This is a genomic window from Saccharomonospora sp. (assembly GCF_027317685.1).
In the GTDB taxonomy this organism is placed as follows: Bacteria; Actinomycetota; Actinomycetes; order Mycobacteriales; family Pseudonocardiaceae; genus Saccharomonospora.
This window is the reverse complement of the sequence record NZ_DAHVQP010000126.1, coordinates 1-21,327: the sequence shown is the minus strand read 5'-3', so window position 1 is coordinate 21,327 and position 21,327 is coordinate 1. Positions and strand designations below refer to the sequence as shown.

The following is a 21,327-nucleotide window of genomic DNA, read 5'->3' as shown; positions in this document are numbered from 1 at the left end:
CGTGTTGAACCTTCATCTCGCCCAGCAAGGGCCCATCGAGGCGCCCGCCATCGACTTCGCGGCCATCATGCCGTTGGTGATCGTGCTCGGTGCGGCGTGCATCGGGGTGCTGCTGGAGGCGTTCCTGCCCAGGCACCAACGTTGGACCGCGCAGGTGACGTTGAGTCTGCTGACCGTCGTGGCCGCCGGGGTGTCGCTGGCTCTCTACATTCCCGACGCCCCCGAACACGGCACCACGACGTTGAGTGACACCCTCGCCATCGATGCGCCGGCACTGTTCCTGTGGGGCACGTTGCTCGCCCTGTCGGTGGCGGCCCTGCTGCTGATCGCCGACCGGACCGTGGAACGGGGCGGGGCGTTCGTGGCCGAGGCGGGCATCAGCCCCGGCACGTTCCAGGACAAGGAACAGGCCGCGACCAAGACCATGCAGACCGAGGTCTTCCCGCTCACGCTGTTCGCGTTGGGCGGCATGATGGCTTTCACGGCGGCCAACGACCTGCTCACGATGTTCGTGGCGCTGGAGGTGCTGAGCCTCCCGCTGTATCTGATGTGCGGGTTGGCGCGTCGTCGGCGGCTGCTGTCGCAAGAGGCGGCGGTCAAGTACTTCCTGCTTGGCGCGTTCGCCAGCGCGTTCTTCCTGTACGGCCTCGCGTTGCTCTACGGTTACGCCGGTTCGGTCCGGCTGTCGGATATCTCCCTCGCGGCGGCGGGTACCGACCGTTCGGACACGTTGCTGTTCGCGGGGCTCGGCCTGCTCATGGTGGGGCTGCTGTTCAAGGCGTCCGTCGGCCCGTTCCACGCGTGGACGCCGGACGTCTACCAGGGTGCGCCGACACCGATCACCGCGTTCATGGCCGCTTGCACCAAGGTGGCCGCGTTCGGCGGCATGCTGCGTGTGCTGACGGTGGGCTTCGAGTCGACCCACTGGGAGTGGCGTGGCGTGCTGTGGGCGGTGGCGATCGTGTCGATGGCGATCGGCGCGGTGTTGGGTCTCACGCAGACCGACGTCAAGCGCATGATCGCGTACTCGTCGATCGCACACGCCGGGTTCCTGCTGATCGGGGCGATGGCGCTCACCGACGACGGGCTGTCGGGCACGCTGTTCTACCTGCTGACGTACGGCTTCACCACGTTGGCCGCGTTCGGTGTCATCTCGCTGGTGCGGGACGGAAGCGGTGAGGCCACACACCTGTCGGCCTGGGCGGGCCTGGCGAAACGGTCACCGGTGCTGGCGGCCGTGTTCACGTTCCTGCTGTTCGCTCTCGCCGGTATCCCGTTGACGAGTGGGTTCGTCGGTAAGTTCGTGGTGTTCTCGGCCGCCCTGTCTGACGGCATGGCTCCGCTTGTGGTGATCGGGCTGGTGTTCAGCGCCGTGGCGGCGTTCTTCTACCTGCGGGTCGTGGTGTTGATGTACTTCTCCAAGCCCGCTGACGACGGCCCCACGGTCAGCGTGCCGGGGACGTTCACCACCGCCGCCATCACGCTGGGCGTGGTGGTGACGTTGCTGCTCGGCCTCGCGCCGACGTTCGCCCTCGACTGGGCGGGTGCCGGCGGGTTCTCGATCATGTCCTGAGTGGGACGGGGCAGAGTCCACCGACATGCCGGTGACACCGAGGGGTGTCGCCGGCATGTTCTTTTCTTTGCCCTCCATCAGGGTGAGCGGGGACGATCCCGGGCCGGCGTTCTCGGTCGCTGTTACCGATGCCTCCGCCGATGTGAACCTGCGGTGTGTGCCCAGTGACTTTCCGTGTTTCGATTACCTTTCGACAACGTCACGATGTGGCGTGCTACCTGCGGGTCATCTGGCCCTGCCCCCCGCCCATTAGGCTGTTGAGGACCGTTAACCCAGGGCCGAAAGGGCGGAGCCGACGTGTCAGTGCGTGATGGCACCATCGACGAGTTGCGCGCTGCAGTCGGACTGCAGATCGCGGACGAGGAACTGCTGCGAACTCTCGTCGTTGGGCTAAACGAGGTGGAGGACATCCTGCGCGAAGTCGCGCGCAGCGAAGTGGCGGCCATAGACGAGGCCGCACGCCATCTGGTCGACGCCGGTGGCAAACGTTTTCGCCCTATGTTCACGTTGCTGGCTGCCCAATTCGGCACAGGCGGCAGCCGTGACGACGTGATCACTGCAGCCGCTGCTGTTGAACTGGTTCATCTGGCCACGCTGTACCACGATGACGTGATGGACGAGGCCACGATGCGGCGGGGCGCCCCCAGCGTCAACGCCCGTTGGGACAACAGTGTGGCGATCCTGACGGGCGACTACCTGTTCGCTCACGCATCGCGGTTGGTGGCCGACTTGGGCACCGACGCGGCACGCATCATCGCCGAGACGTTCGGCGAACTGGTGACGGGGCAGATGCGGGAGACCGTCGGCCCCGCCGCCGGTGACGATCACGTGGAGCACTACCTGTCCGTCATCGGACAGAAAACCGGGTCGCTGATCGCGACGGCGGGTCGTTTCGGTGGCATGTTCTCGGGAGCCGCGCCCGAACATGTGGAGGCATTGCACCGTTTCGGTGACATCATCGGTACGGCGTTCCAGATCTCCGACGACATCATCGACATCGCCTCGCCGTCCACCACCTCCGGTAAGTCGCAGGGCACGGACCTGCGGGAGGGCGTGCGGACTCTGCCGATGCACTATGCCCTGGCCCACGATCCGGACCCTCGCTTGGTGGAATTGTTGGCCGAGCCCATCACCGACGACGCGCTGGTGGCAGAAGCCCTCGAGCTGTTACGTCGTTCGGGTGGTCTCGAACGCACCCGCGACACGCTCGCCGACTACGCTCGGCGCGCACGGGAGGAGCTCGCCGCGTTGCCGGATTCGTCGGCGAGGGACGCCTGCGAGTCGGTCGCCGACTACCTCGTCGCACGGACCCACTAGGAAGGCAGCCTCATGTCCGTTTTCGGTCAGGTCTGGGTGTTCAGTGCGATCGCTTTCGTACTGGGTGCGCTCCTCGCCTGGCTTTTCCTTGTCCGACCCGCCCAGCGTCGCATCGGTGAGCTGCAGCGCAGACTCGCCGATGTCGAGCGCGCGCCGAGTGGCGCGGCATCGAGGAGGGGCACAGCCTCGGGTGGCGCACAGAGCACGTTGATCGCTCCGCCCGCAGCCGAGGACGACGAGGACGAAACTCGGGGCACACCCCCGACGCGGCGTTTCGAGCCTGCCACCGAGTCGCAGCCCGAACCTCCGGCGGACAAGGCGACCGAGCGGCTCGCGCCTGCGCCGAAATGGCCCGAGCAGGACAGCCTGCGAGGGCGGACGTCCTCGGCACAGTCGTCCGAGGTGGACGAACTCGACGAGGAGTTCGCCCGGATCAAGGAGTTCGAGAACGAACATTCCGACGAGCCGGGGGAGATGTTCTCTTCCGACGACTCCGGTTCCGACGAGCCCACCGAGTACCGCAGCAGCCACGCAGGCCAGTTGGACGTCGACCTTCCGGCGGCGGAAGCCGACGACATCGGGGACGCCGACAGCGGCTCACGCACGCGGCGGTCGGCGAGCCTGTTCGAACCGGCGTCGCCCACCGGCGCGTCCGATGGACCGGACACGGCCGAGGACGAGAGCACGTCACCGAGGTACGGAATCGGAGGTGGGCCGGACAAGGCCGCCGACCCTCCTGCCACCGAGCGCACCACGATGCTGCCGAAACGCCAGCCCGGGCGCTCGTCGCTCGAGAGTTTCGAGCGGGCGAAGCCGATCCAACCGTCGATGCGGCCGGTCGAGCGTCGGGAACCGCAGTCGGAGCCGGGACGCGGTGGTTCCCTGTTCGAACCCACCGTCTCCCCGTCCAACGTGGCACCGCCCGCGCGGGACTCTTCCTTGCGCTCCGATCTGCCGCCCGGGCCGTTCGGTCCCGGTTCGGCCATGCCGAAGCCCGGTGGCGAGCGGCCGTCCCCGGATTTCACGGTCAAGGCCAGCGTCACCGCGCTGCGCTACTGCCCCGAGGGGTCGCCGGAATTCCCGCGCATGGTGGCGGAGGTGTGGTTCCGTAGCCCGGCCGACGCCGAGCGGGTCGGATTCCGGCCGTTGTCGTGACGCGAAGGACGGGAGAGGGCCGGACACACGAACGAGACGAAAACAGGGCACCTCACCGTGTGGGTGGGGTGCCCTGTCCGTTTCGGTTCGCCGAGGACTATTCGACGGTCCAGGTGTCCTTGCCGGTGATCAGCGCTTGCAGGTCGGCGGGCTTGGCTTTGGCGGCCTGTTCCACCTGGGCGCGGGCCTGATCGTCGTAGGTGGGGCGGGACACCTGACGGAAGATGCCCGTGGGGGTGTGGCTGAAGGTGTCGTCGCTCAGCCGGGACAGGGCGAAGGCGTACGAGGTGTCGGCGATGGTGGGGTCGTGGACGACGAGGTTATCCTCGCCGATCTCGGAGACCTTGCCGACCTCGAAGCCACCCCAGCCGGTGCGGCCGACGCCGTACTCGCCCTCGGGGCCGAAGCGGATGGGTTCGCCGGCCCGCAGCGGGATGATGCGGCGTGCGGATTCGTCGGCGTCTTTGAGCACGTCGAAGGCGCCGTCGTTGAAGATGGGGCAGTTCTGGTAGATCTCGACGAAGGCCGAGCCGCGGTGCTGGGCGGCGGCGGTGAGGACCTCGGTGAGTCCCTTGCGGTCGGAGTCCAGCGCCCTGCCCACGAACGACGCTTCGGCGCCCACCGCGAGTGAGACCGGGTTGAAGGGGGTGTCCACCGAGCCCATGGGGGTGGACTTGGTGACCTTGCCCGGTTCGCTGGTGGGGGAGTACTGGCCCTTGGTCAGCCCGTAGATCTGGTTGTTGAACAGCAGGATCTTGAGGTTGACGTTGCGGCGCAGCGCGTGGATGAGGTGGTTACCGCCGATGGACAGCGCGTCGCCGTCACCGGTGACCACCCACACCGACAGGTCGGGGCGCGTGGTCGCCAGGCCGGTGGCGATCGCGGGCGCCCGGCCGTGGATGGAGTGCATCCCGTAGGTGTTCATGTAGTACGGGAAGCGGGACGAGCAGCCGATGCCGGAGACGAAGACGATGTTCTCGCGCTTCAGGCCGAGGGTGGGCAGAAACGACTGGATCGTGTTGAGCACGATGTAGTCGCCGCAGCCCGGGCACCAGCGGACCTCTTGGTCGGACTTGTAGTCCTTGGCCTTTTGCTTCTCGTCGGTGGTGGGTACGAGGTCGAGCCCGCCGAGGGTCGGCAGACCCAGATCGACTTGGGTCACTTGACCACGACCTCCTTGTTCGTGTGGGGGATGCGCTCGGCGATGTCTGTGAACACGTGTTCCAACTCTTCGGCTTTGAACGGCAGGCCGGCGATCTTGGTGTAGGAGTGGATGTCGACGAGGTATTTCGCGCGCAGCAGCGACGCGAGCTGTCCCATGTTCATCTCGGGCACGACCACGGCGTCGTACGAGCGCAGCACCTCGCCCAGGTTCGCGGGGAACGGGTTGAGGTGGCGCAGATGGGCTTGTGCGATCGGGATGCCCTTACGCCGCACTCGGCGGCAGGCTGCTCCGATGGGGCCGTAGGTGGAACCCCAGCCCAGGGCCAGCACTCGGGCCTGTCCACCGGAGGGGTCGTCGACCTCGACATCGGGCACGTCGATGCCGTCGACCTTGGCCTGGCGCAACCGCACCATCTTGTCGTGGTTGTCGGGGTCGTAGGAGATGTTGCCCTTGCCGTCGGCCTTCTCCAGTCCCCCCACCCGGTGCTGCAGCCCGGGCGTACCGGGCACGGCCCATTCGCGGGCCAGGGTCTTTGGATCACGCACATACGGCCAGAACTCGCCCGAACCGTCCGGGGCGTTGGGTTCGGAGGCGAACTCCACCCGCAGGTTGGGCAGGGTCTCCACGTCCGGGATCAACCACGGTTCCGAACCGTTGGCGATGGCACCGTCGGACAGCAACAACACCGGGGTGCGGTAGGTCAACGCGATACGCGTGGCCTCCAGCGCGATATCGAAGCAGTCCGCCGGTGAACACGGTGCCACGACCGGCACCGGGGACTCGCTGTTACGGCCGTACATCGCCTGCAACAGGTCGGCCTGCTCGGTCTTGGTGGGCAGCCCCGTGGACGGGCCACCCCGCTGCACGTCGATGACCACCAGCGGCAATTCGATCATCACGCCGAGCCCGATGGTCTCCGACTTCAGTGCGATCCCCGGACCCGAGGTCGAGGTCACCCCGAGAGCGCCGCCGTAGGAGGCACCCAACGCGGCACCAATTCCGGCGATCTCGTCCTCGGCCTGGAAGGTGATGACACCGAAGTTCTTGTGTTTGGACAACTCGTGCAGGATGTCCGAGGCCGGGGTGATCGGGTAGGTGCCCAACAGCACCTGCAGCCCCGAACGCTGCCCCGCGGCCACGATCCCGTAGGCCAACGCGGTGTTACCGGTGATCTGCCGGTAGGTGCCCTTCGGCAACTTGGCCGGCGCGACCTCGTAGGTGGTCTTGAACGCCTCGGTGGTCTCGCCGTAGTTCCAACCCGCCCGGAACGCCAGAATGTTGGCTTCCGCGATCTGAGGCTTGGTGGCGAACTTGTCCCGCAGAAACGCCTCGGTGCCCTCGGTCGGCCGGTGGTACATCCACGACAACAACCCGAGGGCGAACATGTTCTTGCACCGCTCGGCGTCCTTCTTACCCAGCCCGGTGTCGGCCAGCGCGCCCTGCGTCAACGAGGACATCGCGACTTCGTACACCTCGAACGCCGACAACGTGTCGTCGGTCAGCGGATCGGATTCGTAGCCGACCTTGGCCAGGTTGCGCTTGGTGAACTCATCGGTGTTGACGATCACCATGCCGCCCTGGGGCACGTCACCGATGTTAGCCTTCAACGCCGCCGGGTTCATCGCCACCAACACATCGGGCCGATCCCCCGGCGTGAGAATGTCGTAGTCGGCGAAATGCACCTGGAAGCTGGAGACGCCCGGGATGGTGCCCTGCGGCGCCCTGATCTCCGCGGGGAAGTTCGGCAACGTAGCGAGGTCGTTGCCGAATGCGGCGGCCTCCGACGTGAATCGATCGCCCGTCAGCTGCATGCCGTCGCCGGAGTCGCCCGCGAATCGAATCACTACACGGTCAAGTCGACTGATCTCAGTGGAACGAGTGGCCGACAGCGCGCTCTTCTCGCCGTTGCCGCCTGTACTTGTGCTCATGAGCCAGCAAATACCTCTCTCCCGACCCCGGCGCAGGACGCGCTCACACTTCGAGATTACTTGTAGTTTTCGGACCCCGGCTCGACATGTGATCCGACTTACTGTAACCGGCGGTAACAGGATACCTTCGCCCACTCTCTGGGATCAGCGGCCCGGCGTCGGGGGGCGTTCGAGAAGCGTCGACAGCACCACCGTGGACACCGTCCGGTCGATGATCTCCAATCCTCGCAGCCGCTCCAGCGCGTCCTCCAGGTGATGGATGTCGGCGGCGCGCAGGTGCACGATCGCGTCGGCCGCGCCCGACACCGTGTACGCGGCGACGACCTCCGGAAGCGGCTCCAAGTGGGCTCGGATGCGCGTCGGGGGGATGTTGCCCTGGCAGTGCACCTCGACGAACGCCTCCGTGCCCCAGCCGAGTGCTTCCGGGTCCACCACGGCGGTGAAGCCGCGCAGCACTCCCGTTTCACGCAATCGGTCGACCCTGCGTTTCACGGCGGGAGCCGACAGGCCGACGACTTTGCCGATCTCGGCGTAGCTCGATCGCGCATCGGCGACCAGGCACGAAACGATACGTTGATCCAGCTCGTTCATACGCAACGTTTAGCACATAGATGCGCAAGTAATAACAATTGATCGCCGTATTATGCTGCGCATACATTCGAAGTATGCGTGTTCCCATGCCTCGTCACTATCTGATGTGTCCCCCGCGTTACTTCGCAGTGGAGTACGCCATCAACCCGTGGATGGATCCGACCGTGCCCGTGGACCCGGAGCGCGCGATGCAGCAGTGGACGGAGCTACGCGACACCTACCGTCGACTCGGGCACCTGGTTGAGGAAGTGGAGCCCCAACCGGGACTGCCCGACATGGTGTTCGCGGCGAACTCGGCAACGGTCGTGGACGGCCGTGTGCTGGGTGCCAAGTTCGCCACCCGGGAGCGAGCCGCGGAGGCCGAACACTTCCGCCGTTGGTTCGTCGAAAACGGCTTTCAGGACATCACGATGCCGCAGGAGACCAACGAGGCCGAAGGCGACTTCACCTGGACCGGTCGAGTGCTGCTGGCGGGAACGGGTTTCCGTACCGAGCCGCGTGCCCACGCCGAGGCGCAGGAGGTCCTGGGCGTACCGGTGATCTCACTGCGGTTGGTGGATCCGCGCTACTACCACTTGGACACCGCGCTGTTTGTGCTGTCGGAAGCCGACGACGAAAAGCCCGCCCAGATCGCGTACTACCCGGAGGCCTTCTCCCCCGGATCGCAGCAGGTGCTGCGCAGGTTGTTTCCCGACGCGGTGATCGCCGACGCCGACGACGCCGCGTGCTTCGGACTCAACGCGATCTCGGACGGGCTCAACGTCGTACTGCCCGTGGAGGCGACGTCGCTGGCCGAGAAAGTGGCCGCCCGCGGCTACGAGCCCGTGTTCGTGGACATCTTTGAACTGCGGAAGGCGGGCGGCGGGCCCAAGTGCTGCACGCTGGAGATCCGCAAGTAGGGGCAGAGCCGAGTTCAGGTCCGCGCGGGCGCGCGGCGCCGGGAGAGTCGACGCCACGCCAGTGCCAGCACGAACAGCGCTCCACTGGTCAGGCCGATGGTGCCCGCGATGGAGGAATCGAGCACCAGCGCCGCGCGGTGGCCCGCCAGTGAACTGGCCCAGCCCACGGCGACCGCGACCACCAGCATCGTGCCGAGTCGTTGGGTGAGCAGCCGCGCCGTCACGGCGGGCACGACGAAGAACGTGATCACCAGGATAGCTCCGAGGCTGTCGAACGCGACGACGGCCGTGCCCACCACCACGACCAACAGCATCCGCCCCACGAGTTCGCCGCGTAGTCCGGACAACTCGGCGAACTCGGCATCGAAGGCCGCGGCCTGCAGTGGCCGCCACAACAGCACGACGAACACCACCGTGCACACGGTCGTCAAACCGGTGAGCAGCAGCGACGTCGGCACCGAGGCGCCCAGGACGTCCATCGTGCGCAGTGGGGCGAAGGTGATGTCGCCGTAGATGGCGGAGTCGAGGTCGATGTGCACGCCCGAGGCGTAGACGCTGATGCCGAGGACGCCGAGGGAGAACAGCGCGGGAAACGTCAGGGCCAGTGCTGCGTCGGAGGCCACCACTGCGGTACGGCGAAGCCATTCCGAACCCGCCACGCACAACACTCCGAACGCGGTGGCACCCAGCACGGTCACCGCCGAGGCACGGTCACCCGTGAGCAGGAACACCAGCACGATCCCGGGGAGCACGGCGTGGCTGACCGCGTCGGGCAGCAGAGCCTGGCGCCGCAGCACCAGAAAGCTCCCGAGCAGCGCGCACGACGTGGACAACAACCCGGCTATCACCACGATCATCACGTCATCGGAGGTCATGCCGAACGCTCCTTGCGGCGGGTCTTACGGATACGGGCGAGCACTCCGCGATGGGGTGCGAACACGACCGACAGCAGGGCCAGCGCGGTGGCCAGCAGGACGATCACCGGGCCCGCCGGCAGCTCGGCACGCCCGGAGAGCGCTCCGCCGAACGCTCCGCAGGCGGCTCCGACCAGACCCGACAACGGAACCAGTGTCGACAGCCGCTTGATCACCTGCCGTGCCGCCACGGCGGGTGCCACGAGCAACGCCACCATGAGGATGGCGCCGACCGTTCGGACGCCGAGGACCACGGCCAGCGCCAACAGTCCCGTGCTCGCCGCGTCCACCGCCCACGTCGGCACGCCCGCGACCGCGGTGAAGCCCGGGTCGAAAGCCGCGCTGCGCAGCACCCGGAAGCCCACCGTCACCACGGTCAGCGCCACCGCGCCCAGCACCAGCGAGACAACGATGTCGCGTCCGGACATCCCGGCCGTCTGGCCCAACAGGTAGCCGGTGAGACCGGACTGCTGGCTGTTCCCCGTGGCGGCGATGTGAGTGATCAGCACGATGCCGAGGGACAAAGACACCGACAGCACCACGCCGATGGCCGCGTCCGGTCGGAGCCTGCCCGTGCGTTCGAGCGCGATCATGGCGAAGGCGGCCAGCGCCGCCGAGACCGTCGCTCCCAGCAGCAACGTCTCCGGCACCTTCGCGCCGGTGACCAGGAAGGCGACCGCGACTCCGGCCAGGGTGCCGTGACTCATGGCGTCGCCGAACATGCTTCGGCGCCGCAGCACCGCCAACGGCCCGAGAGCACCGGCGACGAAACCGACGACAGCGGTGCCGACCACCACCACCGCGTCCGGATAGGACAACGGGAGCCAGGACAACAGCTGTTCGATCATGAGTCCAGCACCAGGGGAGCGATGCCGTAGGCGCGTTCGAGGTTCTCGGCGGTGAGGACGTCGGACACCGGGCCGTCCGCCACCACACCACCGGCCAACAGCAAGGCGTGGTCGAACCTGTGCAGCACCGTGCGCAGGTCGTGGTGCACGACGATGACCGAGACACCTTCCCGGCACAGGTCCGTGAGCACGTCCAACAACGCCGACTCCGTGCGAGCGTCCACGGCGGTGAACGGCTCGTCCAGGATCACCAGTTCGGCTCGCTGAGCGAGCGCACGCGCCAGGAACACCCGCTGCCGCTGCCCTCCGGACAGCTCGTCGATCGGCCGGTCGGCGAGGTCGACCACACCCACTTGTTCCATCGCTTCGGCCACCAGCTCGTCGTCGGTGGGAGTGAGACGACGCAACCAGCCTCGGTGCGGATAGCGGCCCATCTCGACCACCTGCACGGCCGTGATGGGAAAGTCGTGCGCCACCGAGCCCTGCTGCGGTACGTACGCCACCCGGCGACGCACCCGGGACAGCGGTTGGCCCAGCAGGCGCACCCGCCCTCGGGTCGAGGGCACGAGCCCCAGAGCCGCCTTCACCAGCGTCGACTTTCCCGCACCGTTCGGGCCGACCACCGCGGCCAACATGCCCGAGGGGATGTCCACGGTGATATCCGAGAGCACGTTCCGGCCGCCGTAGGACGCGCCGAAGTCCACCAGGCTCAGCGCGGGCGCGGCATCCCGGACGCGGGACTCGGGGGTCGTCCCCCCGGAAATGGAGGTCATCGCAGTCCCTCTGCGATGCGTTCGGCGTTGGCCCTGACCATGCCCAGGTAAGTGCCCTCGGCAGTGCCGTCCTCGCCGGTGGAGTCGGAGTACAGCGGGGCACCCAATCGGGCCTGGCCGCCCCGGTGGCGTACGGCGGCCAGCACGGCGTTCACCGTCCTGTCCGACACGCTTGTTTCCACGAACACAGATCTCACCTCGCGCTCGGCCACGATGTCGGCGACCCGGTTGATGTCGGCGGTACTCGCCTCTTCCTGGGTGGAGATCCCCTGAATCGCCAGTACCTCCAGGTCGAAGGCTCTTCCGAGGTATCGGAAGGCGTCGTGTGAGGTCACGAGCACCCGGGAGCGCTCGGGAATGTCCGCCAGCACGGCACGGGCCTCGTCGCCGACGGCGAGCACCCGCTCGCGGTAGTCCGCGCCGCTGCGGCGGTAGTCGTCCGCGTGCTCCGGGTCCAGTTCGGCCAGGCGCGAGGCCACCGCATCCACCACGTACACCCACAGCTCCGGTTCGAACCACACGTGCGGGTCGTACTCCTCCTCGGCAGCGGAGTCGGGGGGAGGGGACAGTAGCGACTGTTTCGGTATCGCCTCACCCGCGAACAACACCGGTTTGGTCTCGGCCACGGCTTCCAACGTCCGCATCAGCGAGCCCTCCAGGTGCAGGCCCACGGCGACCACGAGGTCGGCGCGGCGCATCTCGCGCAGGTCGCTGGCTTTCGCCTGGTACAGGTGCGGGTCGACGCCGGGGCCCATCAGACGCACGGTGCTCACGTGTTCACCGCCGATCTCGCGCACGGTGTCGTCCAGGAAAGTGGTGGTGGTGACCACTCGAACGGGGCTTTCCGCGGCGTGCGAATCGAGGCCCGACGACCCGCGGGTGGAGGGGTGCAGCGCGTAACCCACCGCCAACGACACGGCGAGCGCGGCTGTCAACACCGTGGCCCCCAGCGCGCGCATGGCTCTGCGTCGGGTGCGTCGACGTCGCCGTGCCAGGGACGTCGCCTCAGCCGAACCCATCGATCACCCCTTTTTTCGCCATGCCGAAATTTAGACTAAGGCGAGGCGAATATCTACGCCGTAGAGTGAGATCCCCGTCGCAGAGGATCGCGGACGCGGTCCGGGTACCCAGCGCGGTGCTGCCCCACGACACCCACGACACCCACGACACCGCTCCGCCGAGGGACGTCCGGAACACCACCACGGACTACGTCGTTCGACATACGGGGGCCCGGATGAACCGCGTTTGACCGCTGTGAGGAGGAGGCAGAGCACGTGCACAAGCACCGCAACGGGATGAAGACGGCGTTGCTGCTCGGCCTGCTCAGCGCGATGATCGTCGCGATCAGCGGACTGTTCGGCAGACAAGCGCTGGTCATCGGACTCGTCGTCGCGCTGGCCATGAACGGCTACGCCTATTTCAACTCAGACAAACTCGCCCTGCGCGCCATGCGCGCCCGGCCGGTGTCCGAAGCGGAACAGCCCACGATGTACCGCATCGTCAGGGAACTCGCCACGTCGGCACGGCAGCCCATGCCCCGCCTCTACGTCAGCCCCACGCAGGCACCCAACGCGTTCGCCACCGGCCGTAATCCGCGCAATGCCGCGGTGTGTTGCACGGTCGGCATCCTGCAGATCCTCGACGAACGCGAACTACGTGCGGTGCTCGGCCACGAACTGGCCCACGTGTACAACCGCGACATCCTCATCTCCAGCGTCGCGGGTGCGCTGGCCAGTGTCGTCAGTTTCCTCGCCAACATGGCCATGTTCGCCGGGATGTTCGGCGGCAACAGGGAGAACGGTGTGAACCCGCTCGCCTCGCTGCTGATCGTGTTGCTCGGCCCGATCGCCGCCGGGATCGTGCGCATGAGTGTCAGCCGGTCGCGCGAGTACCAGGCCGACGCCTCCGGTGCCGAGCTCACCGGCGACCCGCTCGCCCTGGCCTCGGCGCTGCGGAAGCTGGAACGCGGCACTCGAGCTATGCCTCTGGCACCCGAACCCAAGGTCGCGTCGCAGTCACACCTGATGATCGCCAACCCGTTCCGGCCCGGCGAGCGGGTGTCGCAGCTGTTCTCCACCCACCCGCCCATCGAGGAGCGGGTGCGCAGGCTGGAGGAGATGGCTAGGCGGCCGTTCTGACGAAGCGGCGCGGAACCCCTCGTCAATCCACCGCGCCCGCGTCGCGCGCCACGGCCATCACGTAGTCGCCGTAACCGCTCTTGGCGAGCTTCGCACCCAACCGGTAGCACTCGTCGGGCGTGATGAACCCCATCTGCAACGCCACCTCTTCCAGGCAGGCGATACGCACCCCGGTGCGGTGCTCCAGCACCTGCACGAACTGGCCCGCTTCCAACAGCGAGTCGTGCGTGCCCGTGTCGAGCCACGCGAAACCGCGGCTCAACGTGTGCATGCGCGCCCTGCCCTGGCGCAGGTAGGTGAGGTTGACGTCGGTGATCTCCAGTTCACCGCGCGCGGAGGGGGTGAGTCCCTTCGCGATGTCCACCACTTCGTTGTCGTAGAAGTACAGGCCCGTGATCGCGAGGTTGGACTTCGGTTTGCTCGGCTTCTCCTCGATGGACAGAAGATTGCCTTCGGCGTCCACCTCGCCGACGCCGTAGCGCTGCGGGTCCTTGACGGCGTAACCGAACAGGGCGCATCCGTCGAGGCCTGCCGCTTGTTCCCGCAGCAGTCCGGAGAAGCCGCGGCCGTGGAAGATGTTGTCGCCGAGGATCAGCGCCACGTCGTCGTCGCCCACGAAGTCGGCGCCGATGATGAACGCCTCGGCGAGGCCGTTCGGGCTGGGTTGCTCCGCATACCGCAGGTCGATGCCCCACTGACTGCCGTCACCGAGCAGCCGCTGGAAGTTCGGCAGGTCACTGGGGGTGGAGATGAGCAGTATCTCCCTGATCCCCGCCAGCATCAGAACCGACAGCGGGTAGTAGATCATCGGCTTGTCGTAGACGGGCAGCAGCTGTTTGGAGGTCGCCTGCGTGATCGGATGCAGCCGAGTGCCGCTGCCGCCGGCCAGCACGATGCCTTTCATGCGCCCTCCCGCGTGCCGTTTGGCCTGTGCACGTGCGTGGGCAGAGTATCGCGCGTCGGTCGGCCTTTGGTGACGGGCGAGAGGATCGGCCGTCACAGCGACGGGACATGGCGCTCACGCCGACCGGGAGGACAGCCGGAGCCGGGCGCCACACGAACCGGCGTGTCTAGCCGGTCCCACCGACACATCGGGCGGATGTGCCGGTGGGACCGTGGGTTCGCTCAGCGGTCGCCGGCGCCCGGTTCGATCGAGGCCACCGTGAGCTGGCTGTTCGGAACGCCGCCGCCGGCGCACCCGGTGCCCGGGTTCTCCACGAACACGGACGAGGTCTCCTGCGGCGGGTAGATGCGTAGCCCACGCACTTCCGTCGGCTGGCATTCCGCGGGGTTGTAGTTGCCCACCTGCGTGAATCCCACGTCGGCATGAGCGACTTCACCCGGCTGCAGCGTCAGGGCCTCGCCCTTGTTGCCCGTGTGCGTCGCCGCTTCTCCGACCTGGTGCCCGTCGTCACCCGCGACGTAGGAGACACCGGGGAATCCGTGGAGCACGCAGGGGAAGTCGCTGACGTTGGTGAATTTCAACGGCCGGTACACGGTGCCCGCGGCCCCCTCGCCCTCGCCGAGCGTGAGGGACAGGTCCCCGGAGGCGCAGTAGTCGGGATCGGGTGGCGATTGTTTCGCCGCCGAAGCATCCGGGGTCGTCCGGTCACCACCGGAATCGCCGGATGTGCCGGGTTCGTCGGCCATCGTGCCGGGCGCCGAGCTGTCCGCGGCGACCGGGGGGAATGAGTTCTGCGGGGCATCGCCGGCTTCGTCGCCGCCATTCGTGCCACATGCGGTGAGTACCAGCGCCATGCTCACTGCGGCTACCAGCACGTCGGTTTTGATGATGCGATTCACGGCCACCACCACCCCGTCTTCTCGTGGGTTCTGCAGTGAAGACGCGGCACGCATGTCACGGGGTTGCCTCGTGGAGCAAGGATCCTCCGAACAGGGGTCATTTGGCCGAAAGGACCGGTTGGATGCCGAAAGGCCGATATCCGACGCAGGCGGGCAGCTCGAAGTGTGTGAACGCGCCACAGTCGAGATGCCACCGGGTGATACGTGGCCGTCCCGAGGTCTGGGCGAAGGCCAGGGTGTGGGCGTCTTCCCAGATCGGTCGGTCGGGTGTCGCGGTGCTCGTGGCGCAGCCGTGGGGGAGGGCGACTTTTCCGTTGGCGTCGGGTGTCGAGGTCCAGGAGCGTGACTTCGGGAGACAGGAGCGGAGCCCGCAGATGCGGCGACCACCACTGGTGCATCGTGTGAGGTCCAAGCCCGGACACGGGGTCGAAGGCGCGGATGGAGTAGTCGAGAGGTTCCGGCTCGTGACCGGGACACCACCGGTAGTACACCGTGGCTCGATCTCCGAGTGCCGAGAAGTACACATCTCCGTCGTGGACGCCGTGCGTGTCACAGGATGCGGGCCGAGCTCCGCGGGCAGCCGTTCCACCGTGCCGTCCCAGCGCACGAGTGTGCCCCGGCCCAGCAAGGGGCAGACGACCACGCCGTAAGGAGTTTCGAAAGCCGCGTGCGGGCCTGGTGTCCCCACCTGCCCGAGCACTTCCGCCTCACCGTTTCGCCACACCAGCACCTCGCCGCTCGCGGAGACCACACCGATCCTGGGAGGCGCACCCGGCACGGTGTCCGGAGAGTCGTTCGGAAAGCTCTGACCAAGGGCCGGTTGGGACATCCCGGTCGTCGGGGTGGCCGTCGATTGTGTTGGTTCCGAGTGGGGTCAAGCCGTGATCTCATCACCGTCGCGTCGCACCAGCTCGTCGGAGACGGCGTAGCGCAGCAGGGGCTCCACCTCCTCGCCCGGGATGTTCAGCAGTTCGGCGAGCCCGTCGACGCGGGCGGGGTTCTGCCAGGCCGCCACACACGTGAGGTCGGAGGCCAGCCGGATGTAGCGGGAACGTAGCGCGTCGGCTTCGATCTTGCGTGCCAGCTCGGTGGGGAGCCGCACCACGTCGGTGACCAGGGGCGGGTTCTCGGCGAGTCGATAGCCGCCGTCGTCACGGTCGAGCAGTAATCCGGCGGCCGACAGCAGTTCGGTGGTGCCACGGCGGATCGTCGGCAACGCGACACCGAGCTGTGCGCAGGCCGAACGCAGCGATTCGGTGGGTTCGGGCAGCGGCTCGTCGAGCCAACCGTCCGGCCCGGTGGGGCCCCGGCCCGTGAGACTCCACAGCACCTCGAACACGGAGCGGCCCAGCACCTGTTCCCACCCCGAGTTCGGGTTCTGTACCGCCGCCCGGGTGCGTTTGAGCCAACAGGGAGGAAGAGGTTGGCCGGACACCGGCCAGAACCACACGGACCAGACGTCACCTTCCTCGCCCCCGTCGGCGGCTCTGCGAGCCACGCGGACGCGGAAGAAACCCCGCGTCGCTAGGTGCAGGAGGGCATCACTGTCACAGCCCGTCAGGGTGTCGACGGCGACGACGCCCGATCCGCTGTGGAAAGGCAACTCGACGACGTCTTCCCACTCCGCCGGTTCCAGGGGCGGCGCGACATCGTGTGCTTCCAGACGGACGGTCTGGAAAGCATCATCGGCCTGCAGGTGAAGCCAGCCGTCGCCCGCCGTCGCTACAGTGCCGAACAGAGCGTTGGTCGCCAGTTCGTGGAGCAACGTATTCGGCAACGACTCGGTGGGATGCCGCTGCCGAATCACGATCGTGCCGTACTCGGGCAGGTACTCGTCGTCCTCGTAGAACCCCAGAAGCGCCACGCGGCGACGGTAGCGGCGGCCTCCGACAGACCACGGGTCCCGGCAGGCCGCCGCAGGTCACGCAGGGTGTATCACCGGTAGTTGGTGAACTGCAGCGCGATGCCGAAGTCCTGGTTCTTCAGCAGCGAGATGACCTCCTGCAGGTGGTCCTTCTTCTTGCCCGACACCCGCAGCTGGTCGCCCTGGATCTGCGCCTGCACGCCCTTGGGGCCTTCGTCGCGGATGAACTTGGCGATCTTCTTCGCCTTGTCGGTCTCGATGCCTTCCACGATCGTGCCGTTGACCTTGTAGACCTTGCCGGACGGGGCGGGCTCACCCGCGTCGAAGGCCTTGAGGGAGACGCCGCGCTTGACGAGCTTTTCCTTGAAGACTTCGACCGCTGCCTTCGTGCGTTCCTCGGTCTCGGCTTCGATGACCACGGCGCGCTCACCGGACCACTCGATCTTGGCGCCGGTGCCGCGGAAGTCGAACCGCGTGGACAGCTCCTTGTTCGCCTGGTTCAGCGCGTTGTCCACCTCCTGACGGTCGACCTTGCTCACGACGTCGAAAGAGGGATCGGCCACGTCACACACCTCGTCGTTTCGGCTGTTGGATTGGCTACACCCTAGCCACTGCCAACCCCGTGGACCGGGCGAGTAAGGCATTCGCTATCCTGGTTTTCGGCCGGGCCGACCGGCCGAGGCGGGTTTCCCGAGTGGCCAAAGGGATCTGACTGTAAATCAGACGGCTCAGCCTACGGGGGTTCGAATCCCTCACCCGCCACAGCAGGTGAAACGCCCCGCTGACCTGGCAAGACCAGGCCAGCGGGGCGTTTGTCGTTGCTGAGGCTGGGTGCGGCCGAGGTGCTCACAACGCGGGTTCGGCGTCGGCCCACGGCTGTTCGGCTTCCAGTTGCGAGGCCAGTGCCAGCAGCGTCGGTTCGGACCCGAGACCGCCGACGAACTGCGCGCCGAGCGGGAGGCCGCCCGCCGTGCGATACAGGGGCACGGACATCGCGGGCCTACCGGTGAGGTTGGCCAGCTGGGTGAACGGGACCGGAGCGAGATTGGCGAGCACCTGGTCGTTCCAGGCCTTGGTCTTGACCAACAGTCCGGTGAGCCGTGACTTGAGCAGGGCCTCGCCGGCGTAGCGCAACAGAGGCGGAGTCTCCAGCTCACCGATCCGCACCGGAGGCCCGGCGATGGTGGGTGTCAACAGCAGGTCGTACCGCTCGTGGAAAGCCGCCAACGCACGAGTGTGCGTGTTCCAGCGGTTCCTGGCGGTGGCGTACTCCGGCGCGCGCACCGCTCGCGCCGCGGCGGCCAGCAGCCGGTTGTCCAGTTCGAAGTCCTCGTCCGAGGCACCGGTGGTGCGTTTGATCTCCGCGATGGTGGCCGCGGTCTCGGCACACCACATCGTCATGAAGTCACGGGCCAGCTGGACGCCGTCGACCTCGGGTTTGGCGGGTTCGACCTCGTGACCCAGCTTGTCCAGCAGCGTGGCGGCGTGCTGGACCGCGGCGACGGCCTCGTCGTGCACGGGCGTGCCGAGAGGGGAGTCGGTCGTGAATCCGATCCGCAACGCGCCGGGGGCTCGGCGGGCCGACTCCGCGTACGAGGTCTCGGGGACAGCGGGCAGATACGGTCCACCCGGGTCGGGCCTGCGCACCAGCACGTCGAGCATCGCCGCGGTGTCCCGCACCGTCCTCGACACCACGCCGTCGGTGGCGGCGCCGTGCAGGTACTCGCCGTGCTCCGGCCCGGAGGGCACCAGGCCGCGACTCGGTTTGAGCCCGAAAAGACCGCAACAGGCGGCCGGAATACGAATCGACCCGCCACCGTCACTGGCACCGGCCACCGGCACGATCCCCGCGGCGACCGCCGCGGCCGACCCTCCGGACGAGCCACCGGGCGTGTGGTTGAGGTTCCACGGGTTACGGGTCGCCCCGGTCGCCGCGGACTCGGTGATCCCTTTCGTGCCGAACTCCGGGGTGGCCGTCCTACCGAACACCACGAGACCCGCATCGAGCCACCGCTGCACCACGGCGCTGTGCCGGGTGGCGACATGGTCGCGCAGAGCGCGGGAACCCGCGCCGGTCCGCACGCCCTCGTAGTCCTGTTTGAGGTCCTTCAACAGGAACGGCACACCCGCGAACGGTCCGGAGAGCTCGGTCGCGGCGCGCTTCCTGGCGATGTCGTACATCCGGTGCACGATCGCGTTGAGTCGACCGTTCACCTGTTCGGCCCGTGCGATGGCCGTCTCCAACAGTTCGGCGGGTGAGACCTCGCGTTTGGCCACCAGCTCGGCCAAACCCACCGCGTCGAACCGCCGATATTCGCTGTAGTCCATGCACCACCGCCTGAGAACTCGAAGATCGGCTTTGAGCCTACGGGGACGTCAACTCCCTTTTCGATGTTCGATCAGGGCAGCACTCGGGGTGCGATGGCCGCCGGGTCAGGTGGTGTCTTGTGTCCCGACACGCTGTCGGCCAGCGTCGACGCCCAGTCGCACAGGGCCGGGATGTCGATGCCGTACGGCCGCTGGTCCGCGTACGGTGCGATGTTGTCGGCGCCGCGTCGCAGCAACGCCGCCGCCCCCGTGCGGTTGCCGCGTGCCGCGTGCGTGACACCGACGGCCAGCTGGGCGAGCCCCCGCCACAGTCGCCGTTCGGCGTCCGGGCCGGATTTCCACGCGTCCTCGAACACCTCGTGCGCGTGGAACGGTTTGCCCTCGTCGAGCAGTTGCTGCGCCTCCTGCAGCGTCTCCTGCGGGGTGCGCGTCACGCCCTCGGGCTGGCGAGGCACACCTTCCGCGCCGTAGGGCAGCGGCCGACCGAGACCGTCCCTCGGCCGGGCGTTGCGGGGTCGTCCTGCGTCGTCTCGATCGCGTTTGGCCACACCGCGAGTGTGGCACGGCCGGTCAGCCGCTCTCGCCCTTCGTGGCGTCGGAGGCCTGCACCTCGGGTGGCTGCACCGTGACCTGGTCCAACGGTTTCGTCTTGCCGGTGAAGGTGATGTGTCCCTCGCTGTACATGCGCTCGATCATGTGCGGGTAGTGCAGTTCGAACGCGGGTCGTTCCGACCGGATCTTCGGCAGTTCGGTGAAGTTGTGCCGGGGCGGCGGGGTGCTGGTCGCCCATTCGAGCGAGTTGCCGTAGCCCCAGGGGTCGTCGACGGTCACCGGGTCGCCGAAGCGATAGCTGCGAACCACGTTCCACAGGAACGGCAGCATCGACAACCCGAGTATGAACGCGCCGATGGTCGACACCACGTTCAGCGTGGTGAACCCGTCGCTTTCCAGGTAGTCCGCGTACCGGCGGGGCATGCCCTCGTTGCCCAGCCAGTGGTGCACCAGGAACGTGACGTGGAAGCCGACGAATGTGAGCCAGAAATGCAGTTTGCCCAGCGGTTCGTCGAGCATGCGGCCCGTGAACTTCGGGAACCAGAAGTAGATCCCGGCGAACGTGGCGAACACGATGGTGCCGAACAGCACGTAGTGGAAGTGCGCCACCACGAAGTAGCTGTCGTGCACGTGGAAGTCGGCGGGCGGCGCGGCCAGCAGCACGCCCGTGAGCCCGCCGAGCAGGAACGTCACGAGGAAGCCGACGGACCACAGCATCGGCGACTCGAACGTGATGTGGCCCTTCCACATCGTGCCGATCCAGTTGAAGAACTTGATGCCCGTCGGCACGGCGATCGCGAATGTCAGGAACGAGAAGAACGGCAGCAGCACCGCGCCGGTCGCGAACATGTGGTGGGCCCACACCACGAACGACAGCGCCGTGATGCCCATCGTCGCGAACACCATCAGCCGGTAGCCGAACAGCGGTTTCCTGCTGAACACCGGGATGATCTCGGTGATGATGCCGAAGAACGGCAACGCGACGATGTACACCTCGGGATGGCCGAAGAACCAGAACAGGTGCTGGTACAGGATCGCGCCGCCGTTGGCGGGGTCGAAGATGTGTGCGCCGATCAGCCGGTCGACCGCCAAGCCCATCAGCGCGGCCGTGAGGATCGGGAACGCGATCAGCACGAGGATGCTCGTGAACAGGATGTTCCACGTGAAGATCGGCATCCGCCACATCGTCATCCCGGGCGCGCGCAGGCACACCACCGTGGTGACCATGTTGACCGCGCCGAGGATCGTGCCCAGACCCGAGACGACGAGGCCCATCACCCACAGGTTCCCGCCGATGCCGGGGGAGAAGGTGGGGCCGGACAGCGGGGTGTACGCCGTCCAGCCGAAGTCCGCGCCACCACCGGGCGTGAGCAGCGACGCCATGACGATCAGGCCGCCGAGCAGGAAGAGCCAGTACGACAACGCGTTGAGCCGGGGGAACGCGACGTCGGGCGAACCGATCTGCAGCGGGAGCACCAG

19 protein-coding genes and 1 tRNA gene are annotated in these 21,327 nt (G+C 67.3%); 6 read left to right on the top strand and 14 right to left on the bottom strand.

Annotated elements, in window-relative coordinates; translation table 11 throughout:
- Nucleotide 1 precedes the first annotated feature (1 nt).
- The 3 genes from nuoN (at nt 2) to M7H19_RS14860 (ending at nt 4,045) form a co-directional block, all read left to right on the top strand.
- Entirely contained in the window at nt 2-1,573 is a 1,572-nt protein-coding gene (nuoN, locus tag M7H19_RS14870; RefSeq protein WP_298181804.1) for an NADH-quinone oxidoreductase subunit NuoN, read from the top strand.
- Nucleotides 1,574-1,870: 297 nt separating this feature from the next.
- Nucleotides 1,871-2,890 carry a polyprenyl synthetase family protein gene (locus M7H19_RS14865; protein ID WP_298181802.1) on the top strand — a complete coding sequence of 340 codons (1,020 nt, stop codon included), beginning with the start codon at nt 1,871-1,873 and terminating at the stop codon, nt 2,888-2,890.
- Nucleotides 2,891-2,902: 12 nt separating this feature from the next.
- On the top strand, nt 2,903-4,045 hold the full coding sequence (locus tag M7H19_RS14860) for a hypothetical protein (protein ID WP_298181800.1): 1,143 nt from the start codon (nt 2,903-2,905) through the stop codon (nt 4,043-4,045).
- 97 nt (nt 4,046-4,142) lie between these two features.
- Here the strand turns inward: M7H19_RS14860 and M7H19_RS14855 are convergent, their stop codons facing one another.
- The 3 genes from M7H19_RS14855 to M7H19_RS14845 form a co-directional block, all read right to left on the bottom strand.
- Nucleotides 4,143-5,207 carry a 2-oxoacid:ferredoxin oxidoreductase subunit beta gene (locus M7H19_RS14855; RefSeq protein ID WP_298181798.1) on the bottom strand — a complete coding sequence of 355 codons (1,065 nt, stop codon included), beginning with the start codon at nt 5,205-5,207 and terminating at the stop codon, nt 4,143-4,145.
- A complete protein-coding gene (locus tag M7H19_RS14850) occupies nt 5,204-7,138 on the bottom strand; it encodes a 2-oxoacid:acceptor oxidoreductase subunit alpha (RefSeq protein WP_298181796.1) in 1,935 nt (644 codons plus the stop codon). Before M7H19_RS14850 ends, M7H19_RS14855 begins: the two co-directional genes overlap by 4 nt.
- A 144-nt stretch (nt 7,139-7,282) precedes the next feature.
- Nucleotides 7,283-7,729: an Lrp/AsnC family transcriptional regulator gene (locus tag M7H19_RS14845; RefSeq protein WP_298181794.1), complete on the bottom strand. Its 447-nt coding sequence runs from the start codon at nt 7,727-7,729 to the stop codon at nt 7,283-7,285.
- Nucleotides 7,730-7,803: 74 nt separating this feature from the next.
- On the opposite strand from M7H19_RS14845, the gene ddaH reads away from it, so the two are divergent.
- Nucleotides 7,804-8,628: a dimethylargininase gene (gene ddaH, locus M7H19_RS14840; RefSeq protein ID WP_363321376.1), complete on the top strand. Its 825-nt coding sequence runs from the start codon at nt 7,804-7,806 to the stop codon at nt 8,626-8,628.
- Between the two features lie 14 nt (nt 8,629-8,642).
- Here the strand turns inward: ddaH and M7H19_RS14835 are convergent, their stop codons facing one another.
- Genes M7H19_RS14835 through M7H19_RS14820 form a run of 4 tightly spaced genes read right to left on the bottom strand, consistent with a single transcriptional unit; the run spans nt 8,643 to nt 12,182 of the window.
- Nucleotides 8,643-9,503 (bottom strand): metal ABC transporter permease, encoded by an 861-nt coding sequence (locus M7H19_RS14835; RefSeq protein WP_298181792.1) that lies wholly within the window; start codon nt 9,501-9,503, stop codon nt 8,643-8,645.
- Complete coding sequence (locus tag M7H19_RS14830) at nt 9,500-10,390, bottom strand: metal ABC transporter permease (RefSeq protein ID WP_298181789.1); 891 nt, start codon at nt 10,388-10,390, stop codon at nt 9,500-9,502. The genes M7H19_RS14835 and M7H19_RS14830 overlap by 4 nt, the downstream gene beginning before the upstream one ends.
- Nucleotides 10,387-11,163: a metal ABC transporter ATP-binding protein gene (locus M7H19_RS14825; protein ID WP_298181787.1), complete on the bottom strand. Its 777-nt coding sequence runs from the start codon at nt 11,161-11,163 to the stop codon at nt 10,387-10,389. Before M7H19_RS14825 ends, M7H19_RS14830 begins: the two co-directional genes overlap by 4 nt.
- Nucleotides 11,160-12,182 carry a zinc ABC transporter substrate-binding protein gene (locus tag M7H19_RS14820; RefSeq protein ID WP_298181784.1) on the bottom strand — a complete coding sequence of 341 codons (1,023 nt, stop codon included), beginning with the start codon at nt 12,180-12,182 and terminating at the stop codon, nt 11,160-11,162. The genes M7H19_RS14825 and M7H19_RS14820 overlap by 4 nt, the downstream gene beginning before the upstream one ends.
- A 255-nt stretch (nt 12,183-12,437) precedes the next feature.
- Between M7H19_RS14820 and htpX the strand changes: the two genes are divergently transcribed.
- Nucleotides 12,438-13,301: a zinc metalloprotease HtpX gene (gene htpX, locus M7H19_RS14815; protein WP_298181782.1), complete on the top strand. Its 864-nt coding sequence runs from the start codon at nt 12,438-12,440 to the stop codon at nt 13,299-13,301.
- A gap of 22 nt (nt 13,302-13,323) precedes the next feature.
- On the opposite strand, the gene rfbA is transcribed toward htpX, so the two are convergent.
- The 4 genes from rfbA to M7H19_RS14795 form a co-directional block, all read right to left on the bottom strand.
- Entirely contained in the window at nt 13,324-14,205 is an 882-nt protein-coding gene (gene rfbA, locus M7H19_RS14810) for a glucose-1-phosphate thymidylyltransferase RfbA (RefSeq protein ID WP_298181780.1), read from the bottom strand.
- A 221-nt stretch (nt 14,206-14,426) separates the two neighbouring features.
- Complete coding sequence (locus tag M7H19_RS14805; protein WP_298181777.1) at nt 14,427-15,158, bottom strand: DUF4232 domain-containing protein; 732 nt, start codon at nt 15,156-15,158, stop codon at nt 14,427-14,429.
- Between the two features lie 820 nt (nt 15,159-15,978).
- Complete coding sequence (locus M7H19_RS14800) at nt 15,979-16,968, bottom strand: hypothetical protein (RefSeq protein WP_298181775.1); 990 nt, start codon at nt 16,966-16,968, stop codon at nt 15,979-15,981.
- A gap of 71 nt (nt 16,969-17,039) precedes the next feature.
- Nucleotides 17,040-17,531 (bottom strand): YajQ family cyclic di-GMP-binding protein, encoded by a 492-nt coding sequence (locus M7H19_RS14795; RefSeq protein ID WP_298181773.1) that lies wholly within the window; start codon nt 17,529-17,531, stop codon nt 17,040-17,042.
- Between the two features lie 117 nt (nt 17,532-17,648).
- Here M7H19_RS14795 and M7H19_RS14790 point away from each other — a divergent pair.
- Nucleotides 17,649-17,730, top strand: a tRNA-Tyr gene (locus M7H19_RS14790).
- A gap of 84 nt (nt 17,731-17,814) precedes the next feature.
- On the opposite strand, the gene M7H19_RS14785 is transcribed toward M7H19_RS14790, so the two are convergent.
- The 3 genes from M7H19_RS14785 to M7H19_RS14775 all read right to left on the bottom strand — a co-directional run.
- Nucleotides 17,815-19,296, bottom strand: coding sequence for an amidase family protein (locus tag M7H19_RS14785; protein WP_298181770.1), 1,482 nt, complete (start codon nt 19,294-19,296; stop codon nt 17,815-17,817).
- Nucleotides 19,297-19,367: 71 nt separating this feature from the next.
- Nucleotides 19,368-19,844 carry a DUF309 domain-containing protein gene (locus M7H19_RS14780; RefSeq protein WP_012795859.1) on the bottom strand — a complete coding sequence of 159 codons (477 nt, stop codon included), beginning with the start codon at nt 19,842-19,844 and terminating at the stop codon, nt 19,368-19,370.
- Nucleotides 19,845-19,866: 22 nt separating this feature from the next.
- Nucleotides 19,867-21,327: cbb3-type cytochrome c oxidase subunit I (locus M7H19_RS14775; protein WP_298181766.1), on the bottom strand; the 1,461-nt coding region annotated here is incomplete at its 5' end.

Coding starts and splice junctions, on each gene's coding strand:
- M7H19_RS14860 (WP_298181800.1), top strand. CDS start 2,903: ATGTCCGTTTTCGGTCAGGTCTGGGTGTTCAGTGCGATCGCTTTCGTA.
- M7H19_RS14850 (WP_298181796.1), bottom strand. CDS start 7,138: ATGAGCACAAGTACAGGCGGCAACGGCGAGAAGAGCGCGCTGTCGGCC.
- M7H19_RS14845 (WP_298181794.1), bottom strand. CDS start 7,729: ATGAACGAGCTGGATCAACGTATCGTTTCGTGCCTGGTCGCCGATGCG.
- ddaH (WP_363321376.1), top strand. CDS start 7,804: ATGCGTGTTCCCATGCCTCGTCACTATCTGATGTGTCCCCCGCGTTAC.
- M7H19_RS14835 (WP_298181792.1), bottom strand. CDS start 9,503: ATGACCTCCGATGACGTGATGATCGTGGTGATAGCCGGGTTGTTGTCC.
- M7H19_RS14830 (WP_298181789.1), bottom strand. CDS start 10,390: ATGATCGAACAGCTGTTGTCCTGGCTCCCGTTGTCCTATCCGGACGCG.
- M7H19_RS14825 (WP_298181787.1), bottom strand. CDS start 11,163: ATGACCTCCATTTCCGGGGGGACGACCCCCGAGTCCCGCGTCCGGGAT.
- M7H19_RS14820 (WP_298181784.1), bottom strand. CDS start 12,182: ATGGGTTCGGCTGAGGCGACGTCCCTGGCACGGCGACGTCGACGCACC.
- rfbA (WP_298181780.1), bottom strand. CDS start 14,205: ATGAAAGGCATCGTGCTGGCCGGCGGCAGCGGCACTCGGCTGCATCCG.
- M7H19_RS14805 (WP_298181777.1), bottom strand. CDS start 15,158: ATGCGTGCCGCGTCTTCACTGCAGAACCCACGAGAAGACGGGGTGGTG.
- M7H19_RS14785 (WP_298181770.1), bottom strand. CDS start 19,296: ATGGACTACAGCGAATATCGGCGGTTCGACGCGGTGGGTTTGGCCGAG.